At 62.5% G+C, this 24,551-nt stretch carries 22 protein-coding genes; 18 read left to right on the top strand and 4 right to left on the bottom strand.

What is annotated here, in order from left to right:
* Nucleotides 1-100: 100 nt before the first annotated feature.
* A complete protein-coding gene (locus tag AC1DVW_RS12345; protein WP_477277143.1) occupies nucleotides 101-892 on the top strand; it encodes a GGDEF domain-containing protein in 792 nt (263 codons plus the stop codon).
* Between the two features lie 275 nt (nucleotides 893-1,167).
* On the opposite strand, the gene AC1DVW_RS12340 is transcribed toward AC1DVW_RS12345, so the two are convergent.
* On the bottom strand, nucleotides 1,168-2,994 hold the full coding sequence (locus AC1DVW_RS12340) for an ATP-binding protein (RefSeq protein WP_477323401.1): 1,827 nt from the start codon (nucleotides 2,992-2,994) through the stop codon (nucleotides 1,168-1,170).
* A gap of 151 nt (nucleotides 2,995-3,145) precedes the next feature.
* Between AC1DVW_RS12340 and AC1DVW_RS12335 the strand changes: the two genes are divergently transcribed.
* From AC1DVW_RS12335 to AC1DVW_RS12325, 3 genes are read left to right on the top strand one after another with little or no spacing between them, the layout of a single operon-like run.
* Nucleotides 3,146-3,712, top strand: a complete 567-nt coding sequence (locus AC1DVW_RS12335; RefSeq protein WP_477323399.1) for a helix-turn-helix domain-containing protein — start codon at nucleotides 3,146-3,148, stop codon at nucleotides 3,710-3,712.
* A gap of 4 nt (nucleotides 3,713-3,716) precedes the next feature.
* Nucleotides 3,717-4,025, top strand: a complete 309-nt coding sequence (locus AC1DVW_RS12330; protein ID WP_477277136.1) for a hypothetical protein — start codon at nucleotides 3,717-3,719, stop codon at nucleotides 4,023-4,025.
* Between the two features lie 22 nt (nucleotides 4,026-4,047).
* Nucleotides 4,048-4,575 (top strand): GNAT family N-acetyltransferase, encoded by a 528-nt coding sequence (locus AC1DVW_RS12325; protein ID WP_477323397.1) that lies wholly within the window; start codon nucleotides 4,048-4,050, stop codon nucleotides 4,573-4,575.
* A gap of 7 nt (nucleotides 4,576-4,582) precedes the next feature.
* On the opposite strand, the gene AC1DVW_RS12320 is transcribed toward AC1DVW_RS12325, so the two are convergent.
* Both AC1DVW_RS12320 and AC1DVW_RS12315 read right to left on the bottom strand, forming a co-directional pair.
* Complete coding sequence (locus AC1DVW_RS12320; RefSeq protein WP_477244771.1) at nucleotides 4,583-6,385, bottom strand: NAD(P)-binding domain-containing protein; 1,803 nt, start codon at nucleotides 6,383-6,385, stop codon at nucleotides 4,583-4,585.
* A gap of 175 nt (nucleotides 6,386-6,560) precedes the next feature.
* Nucleotides 6,561-7,436: a LysR family transcriptional regulator gene (locus AC1DVW_RS12315; RefSeq protein ID WP_477323395.1), complete on the bottom strand. Its 876-nt coding sequence runs from the start codon at nucleotides 7,434-7,436 to the stop codon at nucleotides 6,561-6,563.
* Nucleotides 7,437-7,556: 120 nt separating this feature from the next.
* On the opposite strand from AC1DVW_RS12315, the gene tmpA reads away from it, so the two are divergent.
* From tmpA to AC1DVW_RS12255, 12 genes are all read left to right on the top strand, one after another.
* Entirely contained in the window at nucleotides 7,557-8,708 is a 1,152-nt protein-coding gene (gene tmpA / locus AC1DVW_RS12310) for a 2-trimethylaminoethylphosphonate dioxygenase (protein ID WP_477323393.1), read from the top strand.
* Nucleotides 8,705-9,289 (top strand): (R)-1-hydroxy-2-trimethylaminoethylphosphonate oxygenase, encoded by a 585-nt coding sequence (gene tmpB, locus AC1DVW_RS12305; protein ID WP_477323391.1) that lies wholly within the window; start codon nucleotides 8,705-8,707, stop codon nucleotides 9,287-9,289. Before tmpA ends, tmpB begins: the two co-directional genes overlap by 4 nt.
* A gap of 429 nt (nucleotides 9,290-9,718) precedes the next feature.
* Nucleotides 9,719-11,500: an acetolactate synthase 3 large subunit gene (locus tag AC1DVW_RS12300; RefSeq protein WP_477323390.1), complete on the top strand. Its 1,782-nt coding sequence runs from the start codon at nucleotides 9,719-9,721 to the stop codon at nucleotides 11,498-11,500.
* 84 nt (nucleotides 11,501-11,584) lie between these two features.
* Complete coding sequence (gene ilvN, locus AC1DVW_RS12295; protein WP_477244780.1) at nucleotides 11,585-12,157, top strand: acetolactate synthase small subunit; 573 nt, start codon at nucleotides 11,585-11,587, stop codon at nucleotides 12,155-12,157.
* Nucleotides 12,158-12,267: 110 nt separating this feature from the next.
* Complete coding sequence (locus AC1DVW_RS12290; RefSeq protein WP_477323388.1) at nucleotides 12,268-12,471, top strand: hypothetical protein; 204 nt, start codon at nucleotides 12,268-12,270, stop codon at nucleotides 12,469-12,471.
* Between the two features lie 136 nt (nucleotides 12,472-12,607).
* Nucleotides 12,608-13,204, top strand: a complete 597-nt coding sequence (locus AC1DVW_RS12285) for a LysE family translocator (protein ID WP_477323386.1) — start codon at nucleotides 12,608-12,610, stop codon at nucleotides 13,202-13,204.
* 318 nt (nucleotides 13,205-13,522) lie between these two features.
* Nucleotides 13,523-14,788, top strand: coding sequence for an efflux RND transporter periplasmic adaptor subunit (locus tag AC1DVW_RS12280; protein WP_477323384.1), 1,266 nt, complete (start codon nucleotides 13,523-13,525; stop codon nucleotides 14,786-14,788).
* Nucleotides 14,785-17,952 (top strand): efflux RND transporter permease subunit, encoded by a 3,168-nt coding sequence (locus tag AC1DVW_RS12275; protein ID WP_477323382.1) that lies wholly within the window; start codon nucleotides 14,785-14,787, stop codon nucleotides 17,950-17,952. The genes AC1DVW_RS12280 and AC1DVW_RS12275 overlap by 4 nt, the downstream gene beginning before the upstream one ends.
* Before the next feature lie 62 nt (nucleotides 17,953-18,014).
* Nucleotides 18,015-18,620 (top strand): nitrile hydratase subunit alpha, encoded by a 606-nt coding sequence (gene nthA / locus AC1DVW_RS12270; protein WP_477323380.1) that lies wholly within the window; start codon nucleotides 18,015-18,017, stop codon nucleotides 18,618-18,620.
* The gene (gene nthB, locus AC1DVW_RS12265) at nucleotides 18,617-19,276 is read left to right on the top strand and encodes a nitrile hydratase subunit beta (RefSeq protein ID WP_477323378.1); all 660 of its coding nucleotides are present in this window, start codon (nucleotides 18,617-18,619) and stop codon (nucleotides 19,274-19,276) included. The genes nthA and nthB overlap by 4 nt, the downstream gene beginning before the upstream one ends.
* A complete protein-coding gene (locus AC1DVW_RS12260) occupies nucleotides 19,263-19,613 on the top strand; it encodes a nitrile hydratase accessory protein (RefSeq protein ID WP_477323376.1) in 351 nt (116 codons plus the stop codon). The genes nthB and AC1DVW_RS12260 overlap by 14 nt, the downstream gene beginning before the upstream one ends.
* Nucleotides 19,614-19,979: 366 nt before the next feature.
* Nucleotides 19,980-21,107 carry an ATP-dependent DNA helicase gene (locus AC1DVW_RS12255; protein WP_477244793.1) on the top strand — a complete coding sequence of 376 codons (1,128 nt, stop codon included), beginning with the start codon at nucleotides 19,980-19,982 and terminating at the stop codon, nucleotides 21,105-21,107.
* Here the strand turns inward: AC1DVW_RS12255 and AC1DVW_RS12250 are convergent.
* Nucleotides 21,070-21,507 carry a SpoIIAA family protein gene (locus AC1DVW_RS12250; protein ID WP_477323374.1) on the bottom strand — a complete coding sequence of 146 codons (438 nt, stop codon included), beginning with the start codon at nucleotides 21,505-21,507 and terminating at the stop codon, nucleotides 21,070-21,072. The two genes, AC1DVW_RS12255 and AC1DVW_RS12250, sit on opposite strands and share 38 nt — an antisense overlap.
* A 228-nt stretch (nucleotides 21,508-21,735) precedes the next feature.
* Between AC1DVW_RS12250 and AC1DVW_RS12245 the strand changes: the two genes are divergently transcribed.
* Together AC1DVW_RS12245 and AC1DVW_RS12240 are read left to right on the top strand one after the other, a co-directional pair.
* Nucleotides 21,736-22,476 (top strand): pyridoxine 5'-phosphate synthase, encoded by a 741-nt coding sequence (locus AC1DVW_RS12245; protein WP_477277104.1) that lies wholly within the window; start codon nucleotides 21,736-21,738, stop codon nucleotides 22,474-22,476.
* Between the two features lie 103 nt (nucleotides 22,477-22,579).
* Nucleotides 22,580-24,499 (top strand): potassium transporter Kup, encoded by a 1,920-nt coding sequence (locus tag AC1DVW_RS12240; protein WP_477244798.1) that lies wholly within the window; start codon nucleotides 22,580-22,582, stop codon nucleotides 24,497-24,499.
* Nucleotides 24,500-24,551: the final 52 nt, after the last annotated feature.

The raw sequence follows: 24,551 nt of genomic DNA, 5'->3' as shown, positions 1-24,551 counted from the left end.
TGACGTTAATTGTAGATTTCCCGTCGAGGTTGTCCTGGTTAACCCTCCGTAAGGCCCTGCATGCCATAAAGTCTGTGGGCACTTTTCCAACGGGGAGCAGATGCGTTTCCACAAGGCGGAATCCGCATTTTTCGTCTTTATCTTCGTGATCCTCGCCGCGGGCCTGGTGACGCTTCATGCCTATGGACTTCTGCAAGCCTTTGCCGACGAGGTCCACACGCCTTCCAAGACCGAGGAGATCGCCTATCTCAACAAGCTGTTGCTGGCGACCGGCGTGCTTTTGGCGACCGCATTGTTCTTCGGTATTTTCTTCATCTACCCGATGATCCGCAGGCAGGCGGCTGAAGAGGGCAAGCTGCGCGCCATGACGGTCTCGCTCAGCGCCCGTTCGGATTCGCTGGAGCACGCAGCGCTGACCGACGGCCTGACGGGTATGCAGAACCGGCGCTATTTCGACGATGCGTTGAAGGAATATCTCGAGGAATTCCGCCGCATCGAGAAGCCCGTCGGGCTAATGATCCTCGACCTCGACCATTTCAAGCAGGTTAACGACACCCATGGCCACGATGTCGGCGACGAGGTGCTGAGGGCCGTCGCCGGTTGCCTGAAGGGCATCACACGCTATCACGATGTGGTGGCGCGGCTCGGCGGCGAGGAGTTCGCCGTGGTTACGCCCAATATGGACGCCGAGCTTCTGGCCAAATTTGCCGAGCGCATCCGCAAGGCGGTCGCCAACATGTCGGTGCTGTCAGGCAATGTCCGCCTGAAGATCACCACCAGTGTCGGCCTGGCCGTCTGGGACCGCAAGGAAACGGCGGAGGATTTTTATCGTCGCGCCGATCGCCAGCTGTATGAAGCCAAGAGGCAGGGACGCAATCGCGTCTCCGCCTAAAATCCCGTCATTAAATTCGTGATGCTGGCCGTTTGATGCCGGCTTCTGCGCTTCCGGCCTTCGCCGGCCGAAGCACTCATGAGTGGTGTGACTGTCAAGGCTACGGCCGGCGTAGGCCGGTGCTCACGGACCCAAAAGTCCGCTCCGCCCCGGTTCTCGAAGTCGACACCAACCGACTCAGCCTGACGAATTTCCTGACGGGATTTACCCAAGCGGGCCAACGAACAAGAGCTTGACGCGGCTTCTCGATCGTTCGGTGGAGTGGGCCTCTCGCCTCAGTCGTTCTGCGGGCGCAGGCCGAAAGTTGCGGGCTTGAGGCCGTAGCGCAAGTCGAAATCGTCGTCCGGCTGGATGCGCGTCGCGGGCGGCTTGCGGTAGTCGGGATCGCCGGCCTGCCGGCCCGAATCGACGACTTCGGCAAAAGCCATCGCAGATTGCGCCTTTGGCACGTTGCGCAGCCGTTCGACGATCGCGGCAAGATCGACATCGCCGCTGGTTTCGGACTCAAGATCGTCGCGCTTGGCGGTGCCGGGGATCAGTTCTTGTGACAGTTTCTCGAATTTGAGCCGCATGGTGGTCGCTACGCCTTCACCGAAGGCGATGGCTTCGCGCTGGCCCATGGACGACAGGAACGCCAGCGTCGAGGCCGAGGAATCGGCGATCGCCGAGCGGATGATCGCCTGGTCCTGTTCATTGGCCAGCCGCATGGCAAAAAAGGTCGAGCACTGCGACAGGATGGTTGGGTCGAGTTCGCCAGGGCGCTGGGTGACGACACCGAGATAGCAGCCATATTTGCGGCCTTCCTTGGCGATGCGCGACAGCGCGTGCCGGGTCGGCGCGAAGCCAAGGCGAGGATCGGCCGGCATGTAGCGGTGCGCTTCCTCGCACAGCAGGAGCAGCTTCAGCCGTCCTTCGCTCCACAGAGCAAGGTCGAAGGCCAGGCGCGCCAGCACCGAACAGACGGAATTGACCACTTCGGACGGCATGCCCGCCATCTCGAAGCAGGTCACCGGGCGGCCATGGTGCGGGACGCGGAAAATGTTGCCGATCGTCTCGTGGATGGTGTCCTCGATCAGGCGCGAATTGAACATGAAGCGGTAGCGCGGATCGGATGCCGCCGATTCGATGCGCGTCTTCAGCGATTTGAGCGTGGGGCGGTCGTTCTTGCTTTCCAGCAGTCCCATGCGCTCGTCGATCTGCTTGATGAGATCGACCATGCGATAGGGCACCGGTGTGTCCGCGGTCAGCGCATCGCTGCCACGCTTGATGTAGGCGCCCGAATTCGGATTGCGGTACAGGTTCTTGGCGGCCGGGATAAGATCGCGCAGGACATCGACTTCTTCCGGAACAGTCTCGCGCCCGCGAAACAGCACTTCGGCGAACTCTTCGAGCCTGAACATCCAGAACGGCAGGTCCAGCGTCTTTGAATCGACCCTGACGCAATATTCGGGCAGCGATGCCGCGAATTCATTGTGCGGATCGAGAATAAGGATACGCAGGTCGGGCCGGGCGGCGATCGACTTGCGCAACAGCAGCGAGACGGCGGTGGATTTGCCGACACCGGTGGTGCCGACAATGGCGAAATGGCGCGCCAGCGTATCGTCGATGGCGATGTTGGCGTCGATCGCCTCGTCCTGCGACAGGGTGCCGATGGTGATCGAATGACGCCCGGCGAGATCGTAGACCGCCTGCAGGTCACGGCTGCGGATGCGGTGGGCAATGGCGCCGATATGCGGATAGGTGGTGATGCCGCGGTCGAAAATCGGTTTGGCGCCAGGCTCGGCGCCGTCGCGGACCTCGCCGATGAGCTCGACGCTGACCTCGATCGGGTTCTGGCCCTCATTGCTCCAGGCACGATCCGACTTGCCGATCTCATAGACCAGACCGACGGTGCGCGACGTGCCGAGATTGATGGAGATCATCTTGCCGACCGTCCACAGGCCGGTGATGGCGCCTTCTATGTCGTCGGCATAGGCGCTGATGGTGGCGCGCGCGCCGTCGCATTGCACGACATTGCCGAGAATGCGCTTGTCGTTCTGCTCCGCGTGGCGGCGCTCCTGCGATGTCGGTTCTCCGACGGAGGCTTCGCGTTCGACAAACATCAATAGCCGTCCCCATTTCCCTGAGCTTCGACCCTACACAGACGGGGTTAAGGCGGGGTGAGGTCGGATGGTGTAGGGGGCGTTAAGCTCCCCGTGAAAATTGACTCGATCAGCCTCTTTTCTCGCCTCAGGAATTCGATATATTGGACGAATGACTGATATAGCGAATGATATCTCCTCGACCATCGGCAGAAGAATACACGCCGAAAGGACTTTGCGGGACTGGTCCCTGGCTGAGCTCGCCGACCGCTCCGACGTGTCGAAAGCCATGCTCAGCACCATAGAACGCGGCAAGACGAGCCCGACTGCAGCGCTGCTGGTGCGCATCGCGGCAGCCTTCGGCATGACGCTTTCCACGCTGATCGCGCGGGCGGAACTGCAAGGCGGTGGCCTGCTTCGCGAAGGCGATCAGCCGTTGTGGCGCGATCCCGCCACGGGCTATGTCCGGCGGCATCTGTCGCCGGTGTCGGACATGCCGCTCGAACTGGTCAGGGTGCAGTTGCCGGCCGGCGCCAAGGTAAGCTTTCCGGCGGCATCCTACGCCTTCATCAAGCAGCAGATGTGGTTGATCTCCGGGCAGCTGGAATTCACCGAGGGCGATGTCGTGCACAATCTCGAGCCTGGCGACTGCCTGGCGCTCGGGGCGCCGTCGGACTGCACCTTCCACGCTGCCGGGCCGGACGCCGCCGACTATCTGGTCGCGCTGGTCAGGGGCTGAACGCATGGCACGCCGTCCCAAACGCTCCGACAATGGAGGGCCGCCGCTCGACGACTACAAGGGGCCGCCATGGGGCAAGGGCGACCCCTACATCTTCCTCGCCTGGCAGGCCGCGCACGCCAAGGCGTGGAAAGCGCCGAGCCGCGAGGTGATGCTGATGCGGATGGAAAAGGCCGAACGGCTGGGCCTGACCTATGAGGAATACACGCTCGAAATCCTCGAACGCGGGCTGCATCTGCAGCCGAAGGACACCGATCGCATTGCCGCGATCAAGGCTGCGCGGAAGCGACGCCGGGTCAGTCGTGTGGATTGAAGACAGCAAGGACACAGGACGCATGGGTTCCATGGAAATCAAAGTTCTGAGCCAGGCTGCCGCGACGCAGGCGATGCTGGTCGACATGCTGATCGAGACGGTCGCGGCCGGCGGATCGGTCAGCTTTATACATCCGTTGTCGAGGCAAGCGGCGGAAGACTTCTGGAACAAGTCGCTGGCGGCCGCGGGGAGGGGCGAAAGAGCGGTGCTCGGCGCATGGGATGGCGAGGTTCTGGTCGGCACCGTCACTGTGCTGCTCGATTGTCCGCCCAACCAGCCGCACCGGGCCGAGATCGCCAAGCTGATGACCCGTGTCGACCATCGCGGCAAAGGCATCGCGACCCGCCTGATGCGAGCCGCCGAGGACCTTGCCGTCGAGAAAGGCCGCAGTTTGCTGGTGCTGGACACCGCCACCGAGGAGGGTGCTGCCGGTCTCTACGAGAGGCTTGGTTTCACGCTCACCGGCGAAATACCGGACTTTGCCTTGAAGCCGCATGGCGGGCTGACCGGCACACTCATTTATTGGAAGCGCATCGGCCAGCCTGGATGAGGCTCCTCTAACTTTTGTGATGGACCTGCTGCAGCCCGTAGACCGGGGTCGCGATGCCCTCATGCCGCGCCTTCAACTGCAGCGACAGGAATTGCGAATAGTGGCGTGACTGGTGCAGGTTGCCGCCGTGGAACCACAGCGCCTCCTGCTGCGTCGGCTTCCACATGTTCCGCAACTCGCCCTCCCACGGGCCCGGATCCTTGGTGGTGTTCGAGCCGAGGCCCCAGCATTTGCCGACCTTGTCGGCGACATCCCTGGAGATCAGGTCGGCCGCCCAGCCATTCATCGAGCCGTAGCCGGTGGCGTAGACGATGAGATCCGCCGGCAGTTCCGAGCCATCGGAGAGCAGCACCGAATGCTCTTTGATCTCCTTTACGTCGACGCCGCTTTTCAGCTTGATCGAACCGTCGATGATCAGGTCGGAGGCGCCGACATCGATGTAGTAGCCTGAGCCGCGCCGGAGATATTTCATGAACAGGCCGGACTCGTCGTCGCCCCAGTCGAGCATGAAGCCGGCCTTCTCCAGGCCCTTGTAGAACTCGGCGTCGCGCTTCTTCATCTCGGCATAGGCCGGGATCTGGAACTCGTGCAGGATCTTGTAGGGCAGGGAGGCAAAGATGAGGTCGGCCTTGGCGGTGGTTATGCCGCTCTGCACCGCCTTCTCCGAATAGAGCGACCCCAGGCCGATTTCCATCAGCGTGTCGGATCTCGAAATATGGGTGGTCGAGCGCTGCACCATGGTGACATCGGCGCCGGCTTCCCAAAGTGCGGCGGCGATGTCGTGGGCGGAATTGTTGGAGCCGATGACAACCGCCTTCTTGCCGGCATAGGCGTCCGGCCCGGGGTGTTTCGAGGAGTGGTGCTGATCGCCCTTGAAGGTTTCCATGCCTTTGAATTTCGGCAGATTGGCCTTGCCGGACTGTCCGGTGGCCAGCACCAGCTGCTTCGGCCTCAGGGTGATGTCCTTGCCGTCGCGGCGCACCACAACGGTCCATTCCTTTTTCTTGTCGTCATAGACGGCGCTCTTCGCCTCCGTCGACGACCAGTAGTTCAGCTCCATGACCTTGGCATACATTTCCAGCCAGTCGCCGATCTTGTCCTTGGGCGCGAAGACCGGCCAGTTCCTGGGGAAATCGATATAGGGCAGATGGTCGTACCAGACCGGATCGTGCAGGCAGAGCGACTTGTAGCGCTTGCGCCAGCTGTCGCCGGCGCGCTCGTTCTTTTCGACGATGATGGTGGGAACGCCGAGCTGCCGCAACCGGGCGCCGAGCGCGATGCCGCCCTGGCCGCCGCCGATGATCAGCGTGTAGGGCTGCGTCTTGAAGCCGAGCTCGGCGGCCTCCTTCTCGCGCTCTTCCTTCCAGGTTGGACGGTTCTTGCCATGACCGTGCTTGGCGCCGAGCGGGCGGTCGAAGCCGGCCGGTTCCTCATGGCCTTTCAGTTCGACCATGGTGGTGAGCAGCGTCCAGATCTTGCCGTCCTTGAGCCGGATGTGGCCGAAGCCGCGCGCCACCTCTGTTTCGAAGCTGATCCAGCCTTCCAGCAGCCCGTCGCTTTCGCTGGCGTCTTCGCCTTTGGCAATTTCCCAATTCGATGGTTTTGTCTTCGCCAACTGGCTCACCAGCATGGCGCGCACCTGGTCGCGGCCTTCCATTGTCTTGATGTTCCAGGTGAAGGTGACGAGGTCGCGCCAGTAGCAATCCTCCTGAAAGCAGGCGACGGCCTTGTCGATATCGCCGGCGGCAAGTGCCGCGCCGAATTTGTCGAGCAGGTCGGAAAGCTTCTTGTTGGGGGCCTTGTCGAGCATCAAATTTCCTCCGCAATTTTTTTCGTGGCCGCTTGGGATGAGCGGAACCTGCCGAAGCTTGATGTCCGGCCTTGCGCAGTATCGCGGCAAACTGGGCGCCGCGTCACGTCGTCAAATAGTTTGGCGCGTTTTCAGCGGCTTATCGGGAAAGTCGGGGAGACTGACCCTGCCGGGATCAATGCGAGGGGTGGTCGCTCATGCGTTGGGCGAACACAGTCGCGAACCATTGACGGACATCGTCTTCCGCGCGGCTGAGATGGGCGCCGGAAGGTGCGGTCAGATAATGGCCGGCGCCGCTCGACAGGGCGAAATCCGACAGCGTCACGAGCGATCCGTCGGCAAGTGCCGCGTTAGCCAGCGGGCGTGAGCCGAGCACCATGCCGGCGCCGTGTTTTGCCGCTTCAAGCGCGGTGACGAAACTGTCGAACTTGTGCGTCGGACCGATCGCCGGCGTCATTCGGGCGGCGGCGAACCATTCGCCCCACATTTCGCGCGCGCCGACGACGCCCAGCATCGGCAGCTGTGTCCAATCCGGGGTTTTGGCGAGGCTGGGCGCCGCCATCGGGATCAATGTCTCGCGGGTCAGGCGATCCGCCTGGCGGCCGGTAAAAGAGCCGTTGCCGAAGCGGATGTCGAGCACGCCGGAGCGTTCGCCATAGTCGGCCGGCGTGTGGATGGTCTCGATCTGCAACTGGACGAAGGGCAGGCTTTTGGCCATTTCAGGCAGGATCGGCGCGATCATCAGCACGGCAAACGAAATCGGCGAGCGTATCGTCACGCTCTGCAGCGTCTTGGGTTCGAACAGCTCCCGCGTGCTGTGGCCGATCACCGCAAAGGCCGATTGCAGATGCGGCAGGTAGGCAGCACCTTCCGGCGTCAATTCGACGCCGCGCGCCAGGCGGATGAACAGCGGCTGCCTGAGCCGATCTTCAAGCGAGCGGACATGTTGGCTGACGGCCGCTTGGGTGAGGCCGAGCTCGGCGGCGGCAGCGGTGAAATTCGACAGCCGCGCGGCGGCCTCGAAACTGCGCAGCCAGTCCAGTGGCGGCATCTTTCCTGCTGACGCACTAGTCATAAAATTTCTATGGCCTTAGGTCGTAAAATGATAACTTGAATTATGCATGCCTAGGGGTCAGGTTGCAATGGTGGAAGCCAGGCAGGGACCCCGATCATGCTGACCAATGTGGAAATCGCCGAGGACGGGCGAACGGTTGAACTGAGCTGGAGCGGCGGCAAGCGTGGCCGCTTTCATGCGATCTGGCTGCGCGACAACGCGCTCGACGACAAGACACGCAGCCCCGGCAACGGCCAGCGGCTGATCACCATTCTCGACATTCCGGCGGAGACCTGGATCGACCAAGCTACGATCGAACACGGCGAGCTGCGGCTGCGTTTCCTGCCCGAAGGCAAGGACGTGACATTCCCGTCGGCGTGGCTGAGCGCAAACAGCTATGATCGCCAGGCGCCAGACACGGCAGGCTGGACCGGCGAGACCATCCGGCGCTGGACCAAGGCGACGATGCAGGACACACTGCCACTTGCCGGCTATGCCGCGGCGGCTCGCCATCCCGCGGTGCTGGCAGGCTGGCTGGCGGCGGTGAGGAGCTATGGCTTTGCCGTGATGGATGGCCTGCCGACCGAATCCGGAGCCCTGTGCAAGGTCGTCGACCTGTTCGGCTACATCAGGGAGACCAATTACGGGCGCTGGTTCGAGGTGCGCGCCGAGGTCAACCCAAGCAATCTCGCCTACACCAATCTCGGCCTGCAGGCGCATACCGACAACCCCTATCGCGATCCGGTGCCGACGCTGCAGGTTTTGGCCTGCATCGAAAACACCGTCGAGGGCGGTGAATCGAGCGTCGTCGACGGTTTTGCGGTTGCCGCCGCGCTGCAAGCCGAAAACCCCGAGGGGTTTCGTCTGTTGAGCTCATGTCCGGCCCGTTTCGAATATGCCGGCTCGTCCGGTGTGCGGCTTCAGTCGAAGCGGCCGATGATCGAGCTCGGCCCGGACGGCGAACTGATCGCCATCCGCTTCAACAACCGCTCGCTTGCCGCCACCACCGACGTGCCGTTCGCCGATATGGAAGCGTACTACGCCGCCTATCGCCGCTTTGCCGAACTGATCGAGGATCCCGCCTTCGAGGTAACCTTCAAGCTCGAACCGGGACAGGCTTTCATCGTCGACAACACCCGCGTCATGCATGCGCGCAAGGCGTTTTCAGGCACCGGCAGGCGCTGGCTGCAAGGATGCTACGCCGACAAGGACGGGCTGCTGTCGACGCTGGCCGCAATCGAACATGGGTTCAAGGAAGCAGCCGAATGAGCAAGCAACAACCGACCGTCGACACCATCGTCGAATTCATCGCCGACATCTTTGAGCGGCGCGGTGCCGAGTCCTATCTTGGCGAGCCGGTGACGATGTCCGAGCACATGCTGCAAGGCGCCTGGCTGGCCGAGCGGGATGGCGCGCCCGACGTCCTGATAGCGGCAGCCCTGCTGCACGATATCGGCCACTACACCAGCGAGTTCGGCACCTATTCGCCCGACGATGTCGAGGACAAGCACCATGACGAAGCCGGCGGTGAGGTGCTGGCGCCGTTCTTCCCGCCGGTCATCGTCGAATGCGTCAGGTTGCACGTGTCCTCCAAGCGCTATCTCTGCGCCACCGACCCAACGTATTTCTCCCGGCTGTCGCCGGCTTCGGTTCACACGCTGTCGCTGCAGGGCGGGCCGATGAACGCCGAGGAAGTCGCCGAGTTCCGTGAGAATCCGTACCATGAAGAAGCGGTGCGAGTCCGCAGATGGGACGACGGCGGCAAGGTCGCCAACATGAAGACGCGGGCGTTCCGCGACTACGTGCCGATGCTGCGGCGGGTTGTTCGCGACTTCAAAAAACGCGCCTGACGGTGACGGATCACCGGTGAGGAGACAGCCCATGTGTTTTTGCTTCGATGGTGAAGGGACGGTGGCTGCATACCGGCCCGCCGACTGCCGGGAACGCCTGCCAGCCACAAGCAGCCCCGCTGCGCTACCAACGTCTCCTCCCGGCAAGTTGATTGAACCTGATATGATCTGCGCGTCCGGACAGGCCGAGGACGTGCACATTCGCCGTTGACATCCGCGCAAAACCAATTCTATTGTCCGCGACCATGAAAAAGGCACTCATTCTCGTAGGAAAGCGCGTGGGCAAGGCGGTGTAACCGCCGGGCGAAATCCCCCCATGCGCACGACACAGGCTCCCTCGGGGGCCTTTTTTATTGCCCTAAACACGACTAAACGACCAGTAACACCCAAATGGCAACGCCCAAACGGCGACAGTACGGGACCAGACCGATGAGCAACGGACAGAACGAACGGCGTGAGATGACGGGCGCCGAAATGGTGGTGCAGGCGCTGAAGGACAATGGCGTCAAGCATATTTTCGGCTATCCCGGCGGCGCTGTGCTTCCGATCTATGACGAGATTTTCCAGCAGGACGAAGTCGAGCACATCCTGGTCCGCCACGAGCAGGGCGCTGGCCATGCGGCGGAAGGTTATGCGCGCTCGACCGGCAAGGCCGGCGTCATGCTGGTGACCTCGGGGCCGGGCGCCACCAATGCGGTGACGCCGCTGCAGGACGCGCTGATGGATTCGATCCCGCTGGTCTGCCTGACCGGGCAGGTGCCGACCTCACTGATCGGCTCCGATGCCTTCCAGGAGTGCGACACCGTCGGCATCACGCGCCCCTGCACCAAGCACAACTGGCTGGTGAAGGACGTCAACGAGCTCGCCGCCACCATCCATGAGGCCTTCCATGTCGCCACCACCGGCCGTCCCGGTCCGGTCGTGGTCGATATTCCGAAGGACGTGCAGTTCGCCAGGGGTATCTACGTGCCGCCGCAGACGGCGCCGCGCACCAGCTACCAGCCGAAGGTCCAGGGCGACCTGGAAAAGATCAAGGCGGCGGTCGAGCTGATGGCCGGTGCCAAAAAGCCGATCATCTATTCGGGCGGCGGCGTCATCAATTCCGGCCCGGAGGCGAGCCATCTGCTGCGCGAGCTGGTCGATCTCACCGGCTTTCCCATCACCTCTACGCTGATGGGGCTCGGCGCCTATCCGGCATCGGGCAAGAACTGGATGGGTATGCTCGGCATGCACGGCACCTATGAAGCCAACATGGCCATGCATGATTGCGACGTCATGATCTGCATCGGCGCGCGCTTCGACGACCGCATCACCGGCAGGCTGACCGCGTTCTCGCCGAACTCGAAGAAGATCCACATCGACATCGATCCGTCGTCGATCAACAAGAACGTCCACACCGAAGTGCCGATCATCGGCGATGTCGGCCGGGTGCTGGAGGATATGGTGCGGCTGTGGCGGGCGTCCGCCAAGACCGACAAGAAGGCGCTGCACCCCTGGTGGGAGCAGATCGCCAAATGGCGGGCGCGGGATTCGCTCGCCTACAAGATGAACCACGACGTGATCATGCCGCAATATGCCGTGCAGCGGCTCTATGAGCTGACCAAGCATATGGACACCTACATCACCACCGAGGTCGGCCAGCACCAGATGTGGGCGGCGCAGCACTATCATTTCGAGAAGCCGAACCGCTGGATGACCTCTGGCGGGCTGGGCACGATGGGCTACGGCCTGCCGGCCGCACTCGGCGTGCAGATCGCGCATCCCGACGCGCTGGTCATCGACATCGCCGGCGACGCCTCGGTGCAGATGACGATGCAGGAGATGAGTGCCGCGGTGCAGCACAATGCACCGATCAAGATCTTCATCCTCAACAACCAGTATATGGGCATGGTGCGGCAGTGGCAGCAGCTGCTGCACGGCAACCGGCTGTCGCATTCCTACACCGAGGCGATGCCGGATTTCGTCAAGCTGGCCGAGGCCTATGGCGGCCACGGCATTCGCTGCGAAAAGCCGGACGAGCTCGACGACGCCATCAAGGAGATGATTGCGGTCAAGAAGCCGGTGATCTTCGACTGCCGCGTGGCGACGCTCGCCAACTGCTTCCCGATGATCCCGTCGGGCAAGGCGCACAACGAGATGCTCCTGCCGGACGAAGCCACCGACGAGGCCGTGGCCAACGCCATCGACGCCAAGGGCAGGGAACTGGTGTAGCCAACAAGCCGAGGCAGGGCTTGTCTAGAGAAGCCGTGCGCAAACAGAGAATTAGCTCAAAAGTTTGAAATCGAGATTCATGTCATGAACGCACAGCTTCAGCCGACCGGCTCGGCCTATTTCATCGCCAAGGAAACGGAAAAGCCGGAGAACCACACGCTCTCCGTGCTGGTCGACAACGAGCCGGGCGTGCTGGCCCGGGTCATCGGCCTGTTTTCCGGGCGCGGCTACAACATCGAGAGCCTGACGGTCTCCGAGACAGAGCATGAGAAACATCTCTCGCGCATCACCATCGTGACGCGCGGCACGCCGCATGTGCTGGAGCAGATCAAGCACCAGCTCGAACGCATCGTGCCGGTGCACCGCGTCGTCGACCTTACCGTGCGCTCGCACGAGCTCGGCCAGGAGCGGCCGCTGGAGCGGGAGTTGGCGCTGGTCAAGGTGGCCGGCACCGGCGAAGCCCGTGTCGAGGCGCTCAGGCTCGCCGACGCTTTCCGCGCCAGCGTCATCGACGCCAACACCGAGCATTTCATCTTCGAGATCACCGGCAAGGGTTCCAAGATCGATCAGTTCATCGCCATCATGAAGCCGCTCGGCCTGGTCGAGATCTGCCGCACCGGCGTGGCGGCATTGAACCGCGGCGCGCAGGGCATGTAGGCATTCATGCGAAATTAAAGTTCAGCAATCACGGTTGGCCAGAGCAGACTGAAAGCCGATCTGAGAATTGGTGGCGCATGACCCCGCGACAAGAGCTTGTGATACATGTGATGATGTACGCTCTGATCGCATTCTCGATCTGGGTGCTTGCCCATGCTTGGGTGACGATGACGGTTCCTGTCGGACGAACCTATAACCTGGTTGCGTATGCGGACAATCCAGCCAGATTCTGGGATGGGATCCTGTTCCACGCCGGATCCATCGTCATCTTCAGTTGGTTTCTTTGGGCGCTGAAATATCGCCGTCGAGATTGATCTCGAGAATTCATCCGGTCAGACGCACCGGGGATATCAGTCGCCGGATCACGGCGGGCACATTGGACCAATCGAATGCCGTTGCGTCCAGCGCTCTGCCGATTTAAGTCAGCACGCCTGACCTTTGTGAGCCGCGATGTCCCTAGACGCCTTCCTCGCCCTGCTGGTCTACGCCTTCGTCACCTCGATCACGCCGGGGCCGAACAACCTGATGCTGCTGACGTCGGGCGTCAATTTCGGCATCGTCAGGACTATTCCGCACATGTTCGGCATCAGCATGGGATTCCTGGTGCTGTTGCTGGCCGTTGGCTTCGGCCTTGGCGCGGTGCTGACGGCGTTTCCGGCCTTGCATACGGGATTGAAGATCGCCGGCGGCGCTTACCTGCTTTATCTCGCTTGGAAGATCGCCATGTCGCGCTCGCTGTCCAGCAAGGGCGAGACGGAAGCGCGGCCGATGCGCTTCATCGAAGCGGCCGCATTCCAGTGGGTCAATGCGAAAGCCTGGGTGATGGCGATCACCGCCATGGCCGTCTATGCCAATCCCGAGCATCCGTTTCTGTCGGTGGCGCTGGTCGCGATCGCCTTCACCGTCGTCAACCTGCCGAGCGTTTCGGTATGGGCCGGTTTCGGCACTGCGCTTCGCGGTTTTCTGTCGGACCCGGTGCGGCTGAAATGGTTCAACATCGCCATGGGTGTGCTGCTGGCGGCGACACTGTGGCCGATGCTGCGCTAAGGTGAATTGATATTCAGGTGATGCCGGCCTGCGAACGGTGGTTTTCTAGGCTTCCGGTGCTCACGTACAAAAAGTACGCTCCGCTCCGGTTCTCGAAAACCACCATTTTCGGCTCAGCCTGACCTGAACCTCAACACACCTTAGTTCGACTGCAGCCTTATTGTGCAGTGCACATTAAATCTTCGTAATGCCGTGTTTTGGCCCTTTTCCGACAAAGGCGCGTCCTATCTATTCGGCGAAATCGCGGCAAGAGCTTGCGAGTTACGCTAGAATGCGACCACCGGCTTCGGCGTGTCGGATGAAGAAGGCATGTTGTCGATGCGTGGAAAGATCGTTCTGGCGGTGGTGGCCGTGGCCTGCGTCGTGGCGGCCTGGCTCTATCTTTCGCCCACCGCCATGGGCAGTCTTCAGCAAATGCTGGCAGGCAAGCAAACGGCGGCGGCGGACAAGCCGGCGGCAGGCGCAAACGCCGCGCGTTCGACCTCGGTGCTTGCCGCCACCGCCTCGACGGCCGATTTCCCGATCCGGCGCTATGCCATCGGATTTGTCTCGTCTCCGGCCGTCGTCAGCATCAACGCCCGGGTTTCCAGCCAGATCGTGTCGATCGCCGTCAAGGACGGGCAGATGGTCAAGGCAGGCGATGTCCTGCTCTCGCTGGACGATCGCGCGCTGAAGGCGCAGCTGGCCAAGGACCAGGCGACGCTGGCCAAGGACCAGGCGCTGCTCGCCAGCACGCAGTCGGATCTTCAGCGCGCCAAGGACCTCGTCGCCAAGCAGGCCGGCACGCAGCAAACCTACGATCAGGCGGTCGCGGCGCAAAAGGCGGCCGCAGCCACCGTCGATGCCGACAAGGCGACGCTCGATGCCGATATGGTGCAGCTCGGCTTTGCCACCATCACGGCGCCGATTTCCGGCAGGCTTGGTGCGGTCAACGTCGCGGTCGGCGATCTCGTCACCACCAGCAACGGCAACAGTAGCACCGCAACGCCGCTGGTCACGATCACCGAAATGGACCCGCTGCAGGTGAACTTCAATCTTCCCGAAAGCGATCTGGCCTTGCTGCACAAGGCGCTGGCGGCACCGCTGGTGGGTGGGGTGACGCTGACCAAGGACGGCAACCCGGCGCCGATCGGCAAGGGCACGCTCGACTTCGTCGATTCCAGCGTCGACACCGCCTCCGGCACCATCGCAACGCGGGCGAGCATACCCAATGCCGATCTGTCGCTGTGGCCCGGGCAGTATGTGAATGTCGTGATCGATGCCGGCACCATGCCGCAGATGACGTCCGTGCCGACGGTTGCGGTCCAGCCCAGCCAGAAGGGGCCGTTCGTCTATGTCATCAAGGCCGACAGCACGGTGGAGATGCGGCCCGTGCAGGTGGCGCTGACCGAAGGCGGCAACAGCGCCATCAGCCAGGGCCTCAAGAGTGGCGAGCGGGTCGTGGTCGAGGGCCAGACCAGGCTGAAGAATGGCGCGGCTGTCCATGAAGGCAAGGCGACTGCCGCCGATGACCAGGCGGCGCCGAAGGTCGCGGAAGCCGACAAAGCCGGTGGCGCCGATAAAGCCGGCGGGGGGCGTCCATGATTTCCGAATTCTGCATACGCAGGCCCGTCGCCACGCTGCTGATGTCGTTCGCCCTGGTTCTGGGCGGGCTGTTTGCCTACAAGTTCCTGCCGGTGGCGGCCCTGCCGAGCGCCGAATTTCCGGTGGTCAATGTCTCGGCGTCACTGCCGGGTGCCTCGCCGGAAACCATGGCGACCTCGGTGGCAACGCCGCTGATCAAGCAGTTCTCCACCATCGCCGGCATCGATTCGATCTCGACCACCAATTCGCTCGGCTCCACCTCGATCGCCATCCAGTTCGTGCTCGACCGCGACATCGATGCCGCGGCGGCGGACGTGCAGGCGGCGATCGCCCGCACGCAGCGGCAATTGCCGCCGGAGATGACCAGCCCGCCGAGCTATCGCAAGGTCAATCCGGCCGATGCACCGATCCTTTTGATGTCGCTGGTCAGCGACACGGTTCCGCTGACCGATCTCGATGCCTTCGCCGAGAACGTGATCTCGCCCTCACTGTCGACGCTCGACGGCGTGGCGCAGGTTTCGATCTTCGGGCAGCAGAAATACGCCGTGCGCATCCAGATCGATCCGACAGCACTTGCCGCGCGCGGCATCTCGATCGACCAGTTGCAGACGGCCATCGCCTCGGCCAACAGCAACACGCCACTCGGCGTGCTGCAGAACGATCAGCAGCAGCTGACGATCACGGCCAACACGCAGCTGACCAATGCCGCGGGCTTTTCCAATCTGATCATCGCCACCAAGAACGGCCATCCGGTGCGGCTCGGCGAGGTGACGCGCGTCATCGATTCGGTGCAGACGACGACGACGGCAAGCTGGTATGACGGCACCCGCGCGGTCATCCTGGCCGTGCAACGCCAGCCCGATGCCAACACCGTCGAGGTGGTCGACCGCGTCAAGGCGATGCTGCCGTCCTTCGAGGAGCAGATGCCCGCGGCGGCCAGCATCAAATTGCTTAACGACCGCTCGACCTCGATCCGTGCCGCTGTCGACGACGTGCAGTTCACGCTGCTGCTCACCATCGCGCTGGTGGTGATGGTGATCTTCCTGTTCCTGCGCCGGGTGACGGCGACGATCATCCCGGCGGTGGCGGTGCCGATCTCGCTCATCGCCACGCTTGGCGTGATGTTCCTGTTCGGCTTTTCCATCGACAACATCTCGCTGATGGGGCTGACGCTGGCGGTTGGCCTGGTCGTCGACGACGCCATCGTCATGCTGGAAAACATCTTCCGCCACATGGAGGAAGACGGGCTCTCGGCCATGGAAGCGGCGCTGAAGGGCGCGCGCGAAATCGGCTTCACCATCATTTCCATCTCGATCTCGCTGGTGGCGGTGTTTATCCCCGTGCTTTTGATGGGCGGGGTGATCGGGCGCATCTTCAACGAGTTCGCCGTGGTGGTGACGGTCGCCATCCTGGCGTCGATGTTCGTGTCGCTGACGCTGACCCCGATGCTGTGCTCGCGGCTGCTGTCGGTGTCGAAGGCCGAGCGCGACGCCGCGCATGGCGAAGGTCGCAAGCATGACTTCGTCACGCGCGCCTATGATTGGCTGCTGACCTTCTGCCTGCGCCACACGTTTCTGGTTTTCCTGGTTTTCATCGGCACGGCGGCAGCGTCGGTCTGGCTGATCCAGATCTCGCCGAAGGGCTTCTTCCCGCAGGAGGATATCGGCCAGATTTCGGTGACGACGATCGCCCGCCAGGACATCTCGTTCGACGCCATGGTCAAGCTGCAGGGCCAGGTGGCGAATGTCTTTTCGCATTCGCCCTATGTCTCGCATGTGGCGTGGTCGGCCGGCAGCGGCGGCAACGCGCTGAACCAGGGCCAGCTCTATGTGCAGTTGAAGGACAAGAGCCAGCGCCCCAATATCGAGAAGGTGCAGTCGGATCTGCGCAAGCAACTGGCCAATGTCCCTGGCATTGAGGCCTATATGCAGCCGGTGCAGAATTTGCGCCTGGGATCGCGGTCTTCCGCCAGTGCCTATCAGCTCGTCGTGCAGGGCCTCGACACCGGCGCGACCGACATCTGGGCGCAAAAACTGTCGGATGCGATGGCCGCGGATCACAGCGCCTTCACCGATGTCACCAACGATCTGCAGAACAACGCTTTGCAGGCGACGCTGGTGGTCGACCGCGACAAGGCGGCAACGCTCGGCATCGACACCGATACGCTGCGCTCCAGCCTCTATGGCGGCTTCGGCACCCAGCAGGTCTCGACCATTTTTGGTTCGGCAGACAGCTATCAGGTGGTCATGGAGCTCGATCCGAAGATCGAGTGGTCGCCCGAGAGAATGCTGGCCATCCAGGTGCGGACGGCCAGCGGCAGCCTGGTGCCGCTCGGCGCCTTTGCGCGTGTCGATCGCACCGCCGGCGCCTTGACCGTCAACCAGCTCGGCCAGCTTCCGGCGGTGACCATCTCCTACAATCTGCCGCAAGGCGTGGCGCTAGGCGACAGCGTCACGCGCATCAATGCGCTGAAGGACAAGATCGGGCTGCCGTCGACGATCTCGACCAGCTTCGCCGGCACGGCCAAGACGTTCCAGGATTCGCTGGCCAACCAGGGCCTGCTGATCGGTGGCGCCATCCTCACCATCTACATCGTGCTCGGCATCCTCTATGAGAGCTTCATCCACCCGCTCACCATCCTGACCGGCTTGCCTTCGGCCGTGCTGGGCGCGCTGGTCGCGCTGCGGCTGGCGGGGATGGACCTGTCGGTGATTGCCGTCATCGGCATCCTGATGCTGATCGGCATCGTCAAGAAGAACGGCATCATGATGATCGACGTCGCGCTGGAGCTGCGACGAGACGGCATGTCACCGATCGAGTCCATCCACAAAGCCTGCATCATGCGATTCCGGCCGATCATGATGACGACGCTGGCAGCCCTTATGGGTACCATCCCGATCGCGCTCGGCACCGGCGCCAGCGCCGAACTGCGCCAGCCGCTCGGCGTGGCGGTCGTCGGCGGTCTTGTCGCCTCGCAGGCGCTGACGCTGTTCGTGACACCGGTCATCTATGTCTACATGGAGCGCTTCTCCGGCTGGCTGCTTGGCCTGTGGACGCGGCCCCAGGGCAGCGAACCGCGCCCGATCGAGGCCGTCGACCAGCCTTCGCTGTTTGACGCCAAAGAAGAGCCATTGGACGAGCCGCAAAGGGCGGCCGCCGAATAGCGACGGTCCTGGCCCAAGCCGTCGTGCTTGCAGCCTCGTGCTCCCGATCGTAATTTGCGGCCATGGCACACGATCATGACCACGACAACGAACTCGACCCCTTTGCCGCGCGGGTGCGCGCGCTGGAAACGATCCTCACCCAGAAAGGGCTGATCGATCCGTTGGCGATCGACGTCATCGTCGACACCTATGAGACGAAAATCGGCCCGCGCAACGGCGCCAGGGTGGTGGCCAAGGCTTGGGCTGATGCCGACTTCGCCGCCTGGCTGAAGCGCGATGCGACGGCGGCGATCAGCTCGCTGAGCTACACCGGCCGGCAAGGCGAGCACATGCAGGCGGTGTTCAACAGCGATGAGACCCACAACCTCGTCGTCTGCACGCTGTGCTCCTGCTACCCGTGGTCGGTGCTCGGCCTGCCACCGGTCTGGTACAAGGCGCCGCCCTATCGCTCGCGCGCGGTGATCGATCCGCGCGGTGTGCTCGAGGAATTCGGGCTGACCTTGCCGGCCGACAAAAAGATCCGCGTCTGGGATTCGACCGCCGAGCTGCGCTATCTCGTGGTGCCGATGCGGCCCGAGGGTACCGAGGGCTGGAACGAGGAGCGGCTTGCCGATCTGGTGAGCCGCGATGCGATGATCGGCACAGCGCTGGCGAAAGAGCCGGCATGAACGGGCCGCAGGATCTCGGCGGGCAGATGGGGTTTGGGCCGGTCGCGCCTGAAACGGACGAACCCTATTTCCACGCCGCCTGGGAACGACGCGCACTCGGCGTGACGCTGACCGCCGGCGCCATGGGTGCCTGGAACATCGACGAAAGCCGACACGCCAGGGAATCGCTGCATCCCGCCGACTACTATTCATCAAGCTACTACCAGATCTGGATCAAGGCGCTGGAGGTGCTGTTGAAGCGACATGGCTTCATCAGTGAGCGCGATCTCGCAGCCGGCAAAGCAGTCGATCCCGCCGCGCCACCCAAACGGGTGCTGAAGGCCGAAAACGTACCTGCGGTGCTGGCCAAGGGTGGGCCGTGCGATCGTCCGGTTGCGACACCGGCGCGATTCAAAGCAGGGCAGGCCGTGCGGACGAAGAATTTTAGTCCCGCCGGCCACACGCGGCTACCGCGCTATGCGCGCGGCAAGCAGGGAATTATCGAGGCAGTGCGTGACGGCTTCGTGTTTCCCGACAGCAATGCGCATGGCCAGGGCGAGAACCCGCAATGGGTCTATACGGTGGCTTTCACCGGCGGAGAAATCTGGGGCGAGGGCGCCGACCCGACGCTGACGGTTTCGATCGATGCCTGGGAGAGCTATCTTGAGCCGGCATGAGGGCGCATTGCCTAGAGGTTTCGACGAGCCGGTTTTTTCGGAGCCATGGCAGGCCGAAGCCTTCGCCATGACGGTGGCGCTGCATGACAAGGGCCTGTTTTCCTGGAGCGAGTGGGCGGACGCCTTGTCCGCCGAGGTCAAGCAGCCGGGTGCAGCGGCAGATGGCCATGATTACTACGAGCACTGGCTGGCGGCGCTGGAAAAATTGCTGTCGGCCAAGGGTGTCGCTGGCAAGGGCGACGTCGACACGCTTGCCGCCGCCTGGGAACGCGCCGCGCATGCAACGCCGCACGGCAAGCCGATTTTGTTGGAGAACGATCCCGGGCTTGGCGATTAGGCTCGTCTCTCGACGGTGGATGAAGTCCTTGCGGCGTTTGAGCTGCCCCTCACCTGCCTGCCGGCATCCTCTCCCCGTATAGTGACGGGGAGAGGGGGCCTGTCGCCGACGGTTTCGCTAATCTCCAGCATCTCATGATGGCACAGAGGCTGCGGCCAGCCCTTTCTCCCCGTCCCTATACGGGGAGAAATGCCCGGCAGGGCAATGAGGGGCAGCGCGGACGGTTGCCCTTTATCTGGGTGCGATTTGCTTCCTTTGCTGCGTTTGTTCCCTTTACGTTCCAAATCAGCCCTGATAGCCTGACCGCCTGAAGGCATTGATGGTGGCGGCCTTGTCTTTCCCTTGCGAATCCGGTCTCTCGCGCTGATGGAATTCTCTCCCCAACAGGATGAGGCGCTGCAGGCAGTTGCGCGCTGGCTCAAAGAGGGCCGGCCGCAGCTGTTCCGGCTGTTCGGCTATGCCGGCACCGGCAAGACGACGCTGGCGCGCTATTTTGCCGAACATGTCGACGGCCAGGTGCAATTTGCCGCCTTCACCGGCAAGGCGGCGCAAGTGCTGCGCTCCAAGGGCGCGGTCAATGCCCGCACCATCCATTCGCTGATCTACAGGCCCAAGGGCGAGGAATCAGTGTCGGACGAAGTCACCGGCAAGACCTCGATGACGCCGACCTTTTCGCTCAATCGGCAAAGCCCGATCTCGCGCGCCAAACTTGTCGTCATCGATGAATGCTCGATGGTCGACGAGCAACTTGGCCGCGACCTGATGAGTTTCGGCACGCCGATCCTTGTGCTCGGCGATCCCGGCCAGTTGCCGCCGATCTCCGGCGGAGGCTTCTTCACCGACCATGAGCCGGACATCCTGCTCACCGAAATCCACCGCCAGGCGCGCGACAATCCGATCCTGCGCTTGGCGCTCGACGTGCGGGAAGGCCGCGAATTCATGCGCGGCGACTACGGCACCGCGCAAGTGATCGGCAAGGAAGACGTCACCCAGGAGCTGGTGCTGAAGGCGGACCAGGTGCTGGTCGGCACCAACCGCACGCGCCGCCGCTACAATCAGCGCCTGCGCGAGCTCAAGGGCTTCAACGCCGACTATCCGCAGGCCGGTGACAAGCTGGTCTGCCTGCGCAACGACCCGGCCAAGGGGCTGCTCAACGGCTCGCTGTGGAAGGTGATGACCTCGTCACGCGAGACGATAAAGCCCGGCATCAACCTACTGGTGTCGCCGGAAGAGGACGATCCGGACCGCGGCGTTGCCAAGATCAAGCTGCTCAAATCGGCGTTCGAGGATCCGGATGCCGATATTCCCTGGCAGCAGAAGAAGCGCTTTGATGATTTCGACTATGGCTACGCGCTGACCGTGCACAAGGCGCAGGGCTCGCAGTGGAACGAGATCGTGCTTTTCGATGAAAGCTGGGCGTTCAAGGAAACGCGCCAGCGCTGGCTCTACACCGCCATCACCCGCGCCGCCGAACGGCTGACGATCGTAAGGTAGCGGCTTCGATTGGCCGGGCGCCGAGCCATAGCCAGGCGGCCGCTTCGTCGTCGGCGCTGAAATGCCTGAGATCGATGGATGGTGAAGCGGGCAGGAAGCTTTGCGCGTCGGCGACCCAGTTCGGCTTGCCGACCGCCGCGCAGCGTCCGATATGCGCCAATGCGTGGACGGTTCCCTGCTTTATCGTGTCGTCTGCGATGTCGGCCCAGTCGACGCCCTCGTGGTCGGTCAGCCGCACCAGCACGTCTATTTGGGAGTGGAGTGCATAGGCTGCCTCTAGCAACCCGAAAAGATTTTCCGCGTCGGCCGCCGAGACATGGCCAACGATTTCGATGGCGAAAAGGTCCTCGCGGTCGGTGTCGATGCGGCGGATCGCCGGCACAGTGTCGAGAAAATTCATGGCTGTCCTCAGCTTGCACGGCACATTGGTTTAGAGGCAATTCCGGACGAAAAACCGTTTCTCACTTTTCCTGGAATTGCTCGTACCTGACTGGAACACCCGAAACCCCCTGTCTGTTCCCATCAAAGGCAGTATAGATGCGCTGCAAATCTCTGTTTCCATGCATGTCGTTGCCCCAAAACCGCTGCGCAGTTTTGGGCGACAAGCACCAAACCGGACCCGAAGCCCATGCCTGCAAAGCTTTCCGTCAATCTCAACGCCATCGCCATGCTGCGCAACCGGCGCGACCTGCCATGGCCGAGCGTGATCGGGCTCGGGCGCCTTGCTCTTGCCGCCGGCGCGCATGGGCTGACGGTGCATCCGCGCCCCGACGAACGCCACACGCGGCACTCCGACCTGCCGCAGATCAGGGCGCTGATCGATGACGAGTTCCCCAAAGCGGAGTTCAACATCGAGGGTTACCCGAATGAGGATTTTCTGGTGCTCGTGGAAAAGCACCAGCCCGAACAGGTGACGCTGGTGCCCGACGACCCGTCGCAGGCGACCTCCGATCATGGCTGGAACTTTGTCGCCGAGGCTGCGTTCCTCACGCCCATCGTCAAGCGCCTGAAAAAGGCGGGGGTTCGCGTATCGCTGTTTTCCGACTCCGATCCTGAAGGCATTACGGCGGCGCGTGATACCGGCGCCGACCGGATCGAGCTCTATACTGGTCCCTATGGCAGCTGCCATTCCGATTTCGCCAAAGCAGCCAAGGAGCTGGAAAGATTGGGAAAAACCGCTGACGCAGCCCTTGCTGCCGGGCTCCAGGTTAATGCCGGGCACGACCTGGTGGTCAATAATTTGCCGGCACTGGCAAAGCGCATCCCGGCCTTGGCCGAAGTGTCAATCGGACATGGGTTGACAGCCGATGCGTTGGAGTATGGCATGGCCGGCACGGTGGGGCGGTTTCTGAAAGCTTGCGGGTGGTAGAGTGAAGAACCCTGGCGTTAAGGCATGGCAGCCATTACGTGAGGGCACTTGATATTGCATCGCAGCAAGCGTAGAGCACCGCGCGCTTATCGGAGTGTCGTCCATGGCCCTTACCAACACTGGTAGTGAGGCAGAACCCGTCGAACAATCGAGCCATCCAGAGATCGAACAGCATAGCACCAAGGTGTTGATGCTGGGCGCGCTCGGTGTGGTCTATGGCGACATCGGCACCAGCCCGATCTATGCGTTCCGTGAGGCGCTGGTGGCGTCGTCCGGGGGCGAAGTCGCCGACCGCGGCGATATTCTTGGCGTGCTGTCGCTGATCATCTGGTCGCTGACGATCATCGTCACCATCAAATATATCAATTTCGTGCTCAGGGCCGACAACCGCGGCGAGGGCGGGGTGCTGTCATTGATGGCGCTGGCGCGCGGCAGTTTCCCGACACGCTCCGCGCTGATCCTCGGCATCGGCATGGTCGGCGCGTCGCTGTTTTATGGCGATGCCGTGATCACGCCGGCGATTTCGGTGCTTTCGGCGGTGGAAGGCATGAATGTCGTCACGCCGACCTTCCAGCCCTATGTGGTGCCGCTGACACTGCTCATCCTGGCGATCCTGTTTTCGGTGCAGCGGTTCGGAACCGGTGGCGTTGCGCTGATTTTCGGACCGATCACAGCGGTCTGGTTCCTGGCCATCGGCCTTTCCGGTTTGAACCACATTATCGCCGATCCGGAAATCCTTTGGGCTGTCAGCCCGCATTACATTGTCGCGTTTCTGATCAATTCCCCCGATGTTGCCTTCGTCACCATTGGCGCGATCTTCCTCGCCGTCACCGGCGCAGAGGCGCTCTATGCCGATCTCGGCCATTTCGGGCGCAAGCCCATCGTGCTCGCCTGGCTGGCTATCGTTTTCCCTTGCCTGCTGCTCAACTATGCCGGACAGGGCGCTTTCGTGCTGGCGAAAAACGGCGTGGTGGGCCATCCGTTCTTCGAGATGAACCAGGGCTGGACGCTGATCCCGATGGTGTTGCTGGCGACCGCCGCCACCGTCATCGCCAGCCAGGCGGTGATTTCGGGCGCCTTCTCGCTGACCCGGCAGGCGGTGCAGCTCAACATGCTGCCGCGCCTGGAAATCCTGCATACGTCGGAACGGCAGTCCGGCCAGATCTACATGCCGCGCGTCAACCTTTTGCTGGCGCTGGTGGTGATGCTTCTGGTGGTCGGCTTCGGTGAATCCAGCAAGCTGGCCTCCGCCTACGGTATCTCGGTGACCGGCAACATGCTGGTGACGACGGTATTGCTCTATGTCGTGATGACCCGCATCTGGAAATGGCGGCTCTGGGTGGCAATCGCTATGACGGCGGTATTCATGTTCATCGACATCGGCTTCTTCGCCTCCAACATCGTCAAGGTGTTCGAGGGCGGCTGGGCTTCGCTGGCGGTGGCCTTCACCATCGTTCTGGCCATGGCTACCTGGGTGCGCGGCAGCCGCTATCTGTTCGACAAGACGCGCAGGAACGAGATCCCGCTCGATTTCCTGGCCGGCAATCTGTTGAAGAAGAAGCCGCAGCTGGTGTCCGGTACGGCCGTGTTCCTGACCAGCGATCCGCAGAGCGCGCCGACCGCGCTGATGCACAGCCTGAAGCACTACAAGGTGCTGCACGAACAGAACGTCATCCTTTCGGTGGTGACGGCGCCGCAGCCGGTGGTGCCCGACAGCGACCGCGTCAAGATGGAGACGGTCAACGAGCTGTTCATGCGGGTGACGCTGACCTTCGGCTATATGGAACAGCCCAACATTCCGCGTGCACTGGCGATCTGCCGCAAGCAGGGCTGGAAGTTCGACATCATGACCACGTCGTTCTTCCTGTCGCGGCGCTCGCTCAAGGCCTCGCCCAATTCCGGCATGCCGGTGTGGCAGGACAAGCTGTTCATCGGCCTGGCGCGCACGGCAGCAGATGCGACGGAGTATTTCCAGATCCCGACCGGACGCGTGGTCGAGATCGGAACGCAGGTGGCGATTTGAGGGTCTCGAACGCATAGAGCGGTTCATCGTTTCACGGAAACGCAGAGCCGCT

This window comes from Mesorhizobium sp. P3_B5, from assembly GCF_056402815.1.
The sequence above is the reverse complement of the archived record's forward strand: the minus strand, read 5'-3'. Positions and strand labels throughout refer to the sequence as shown.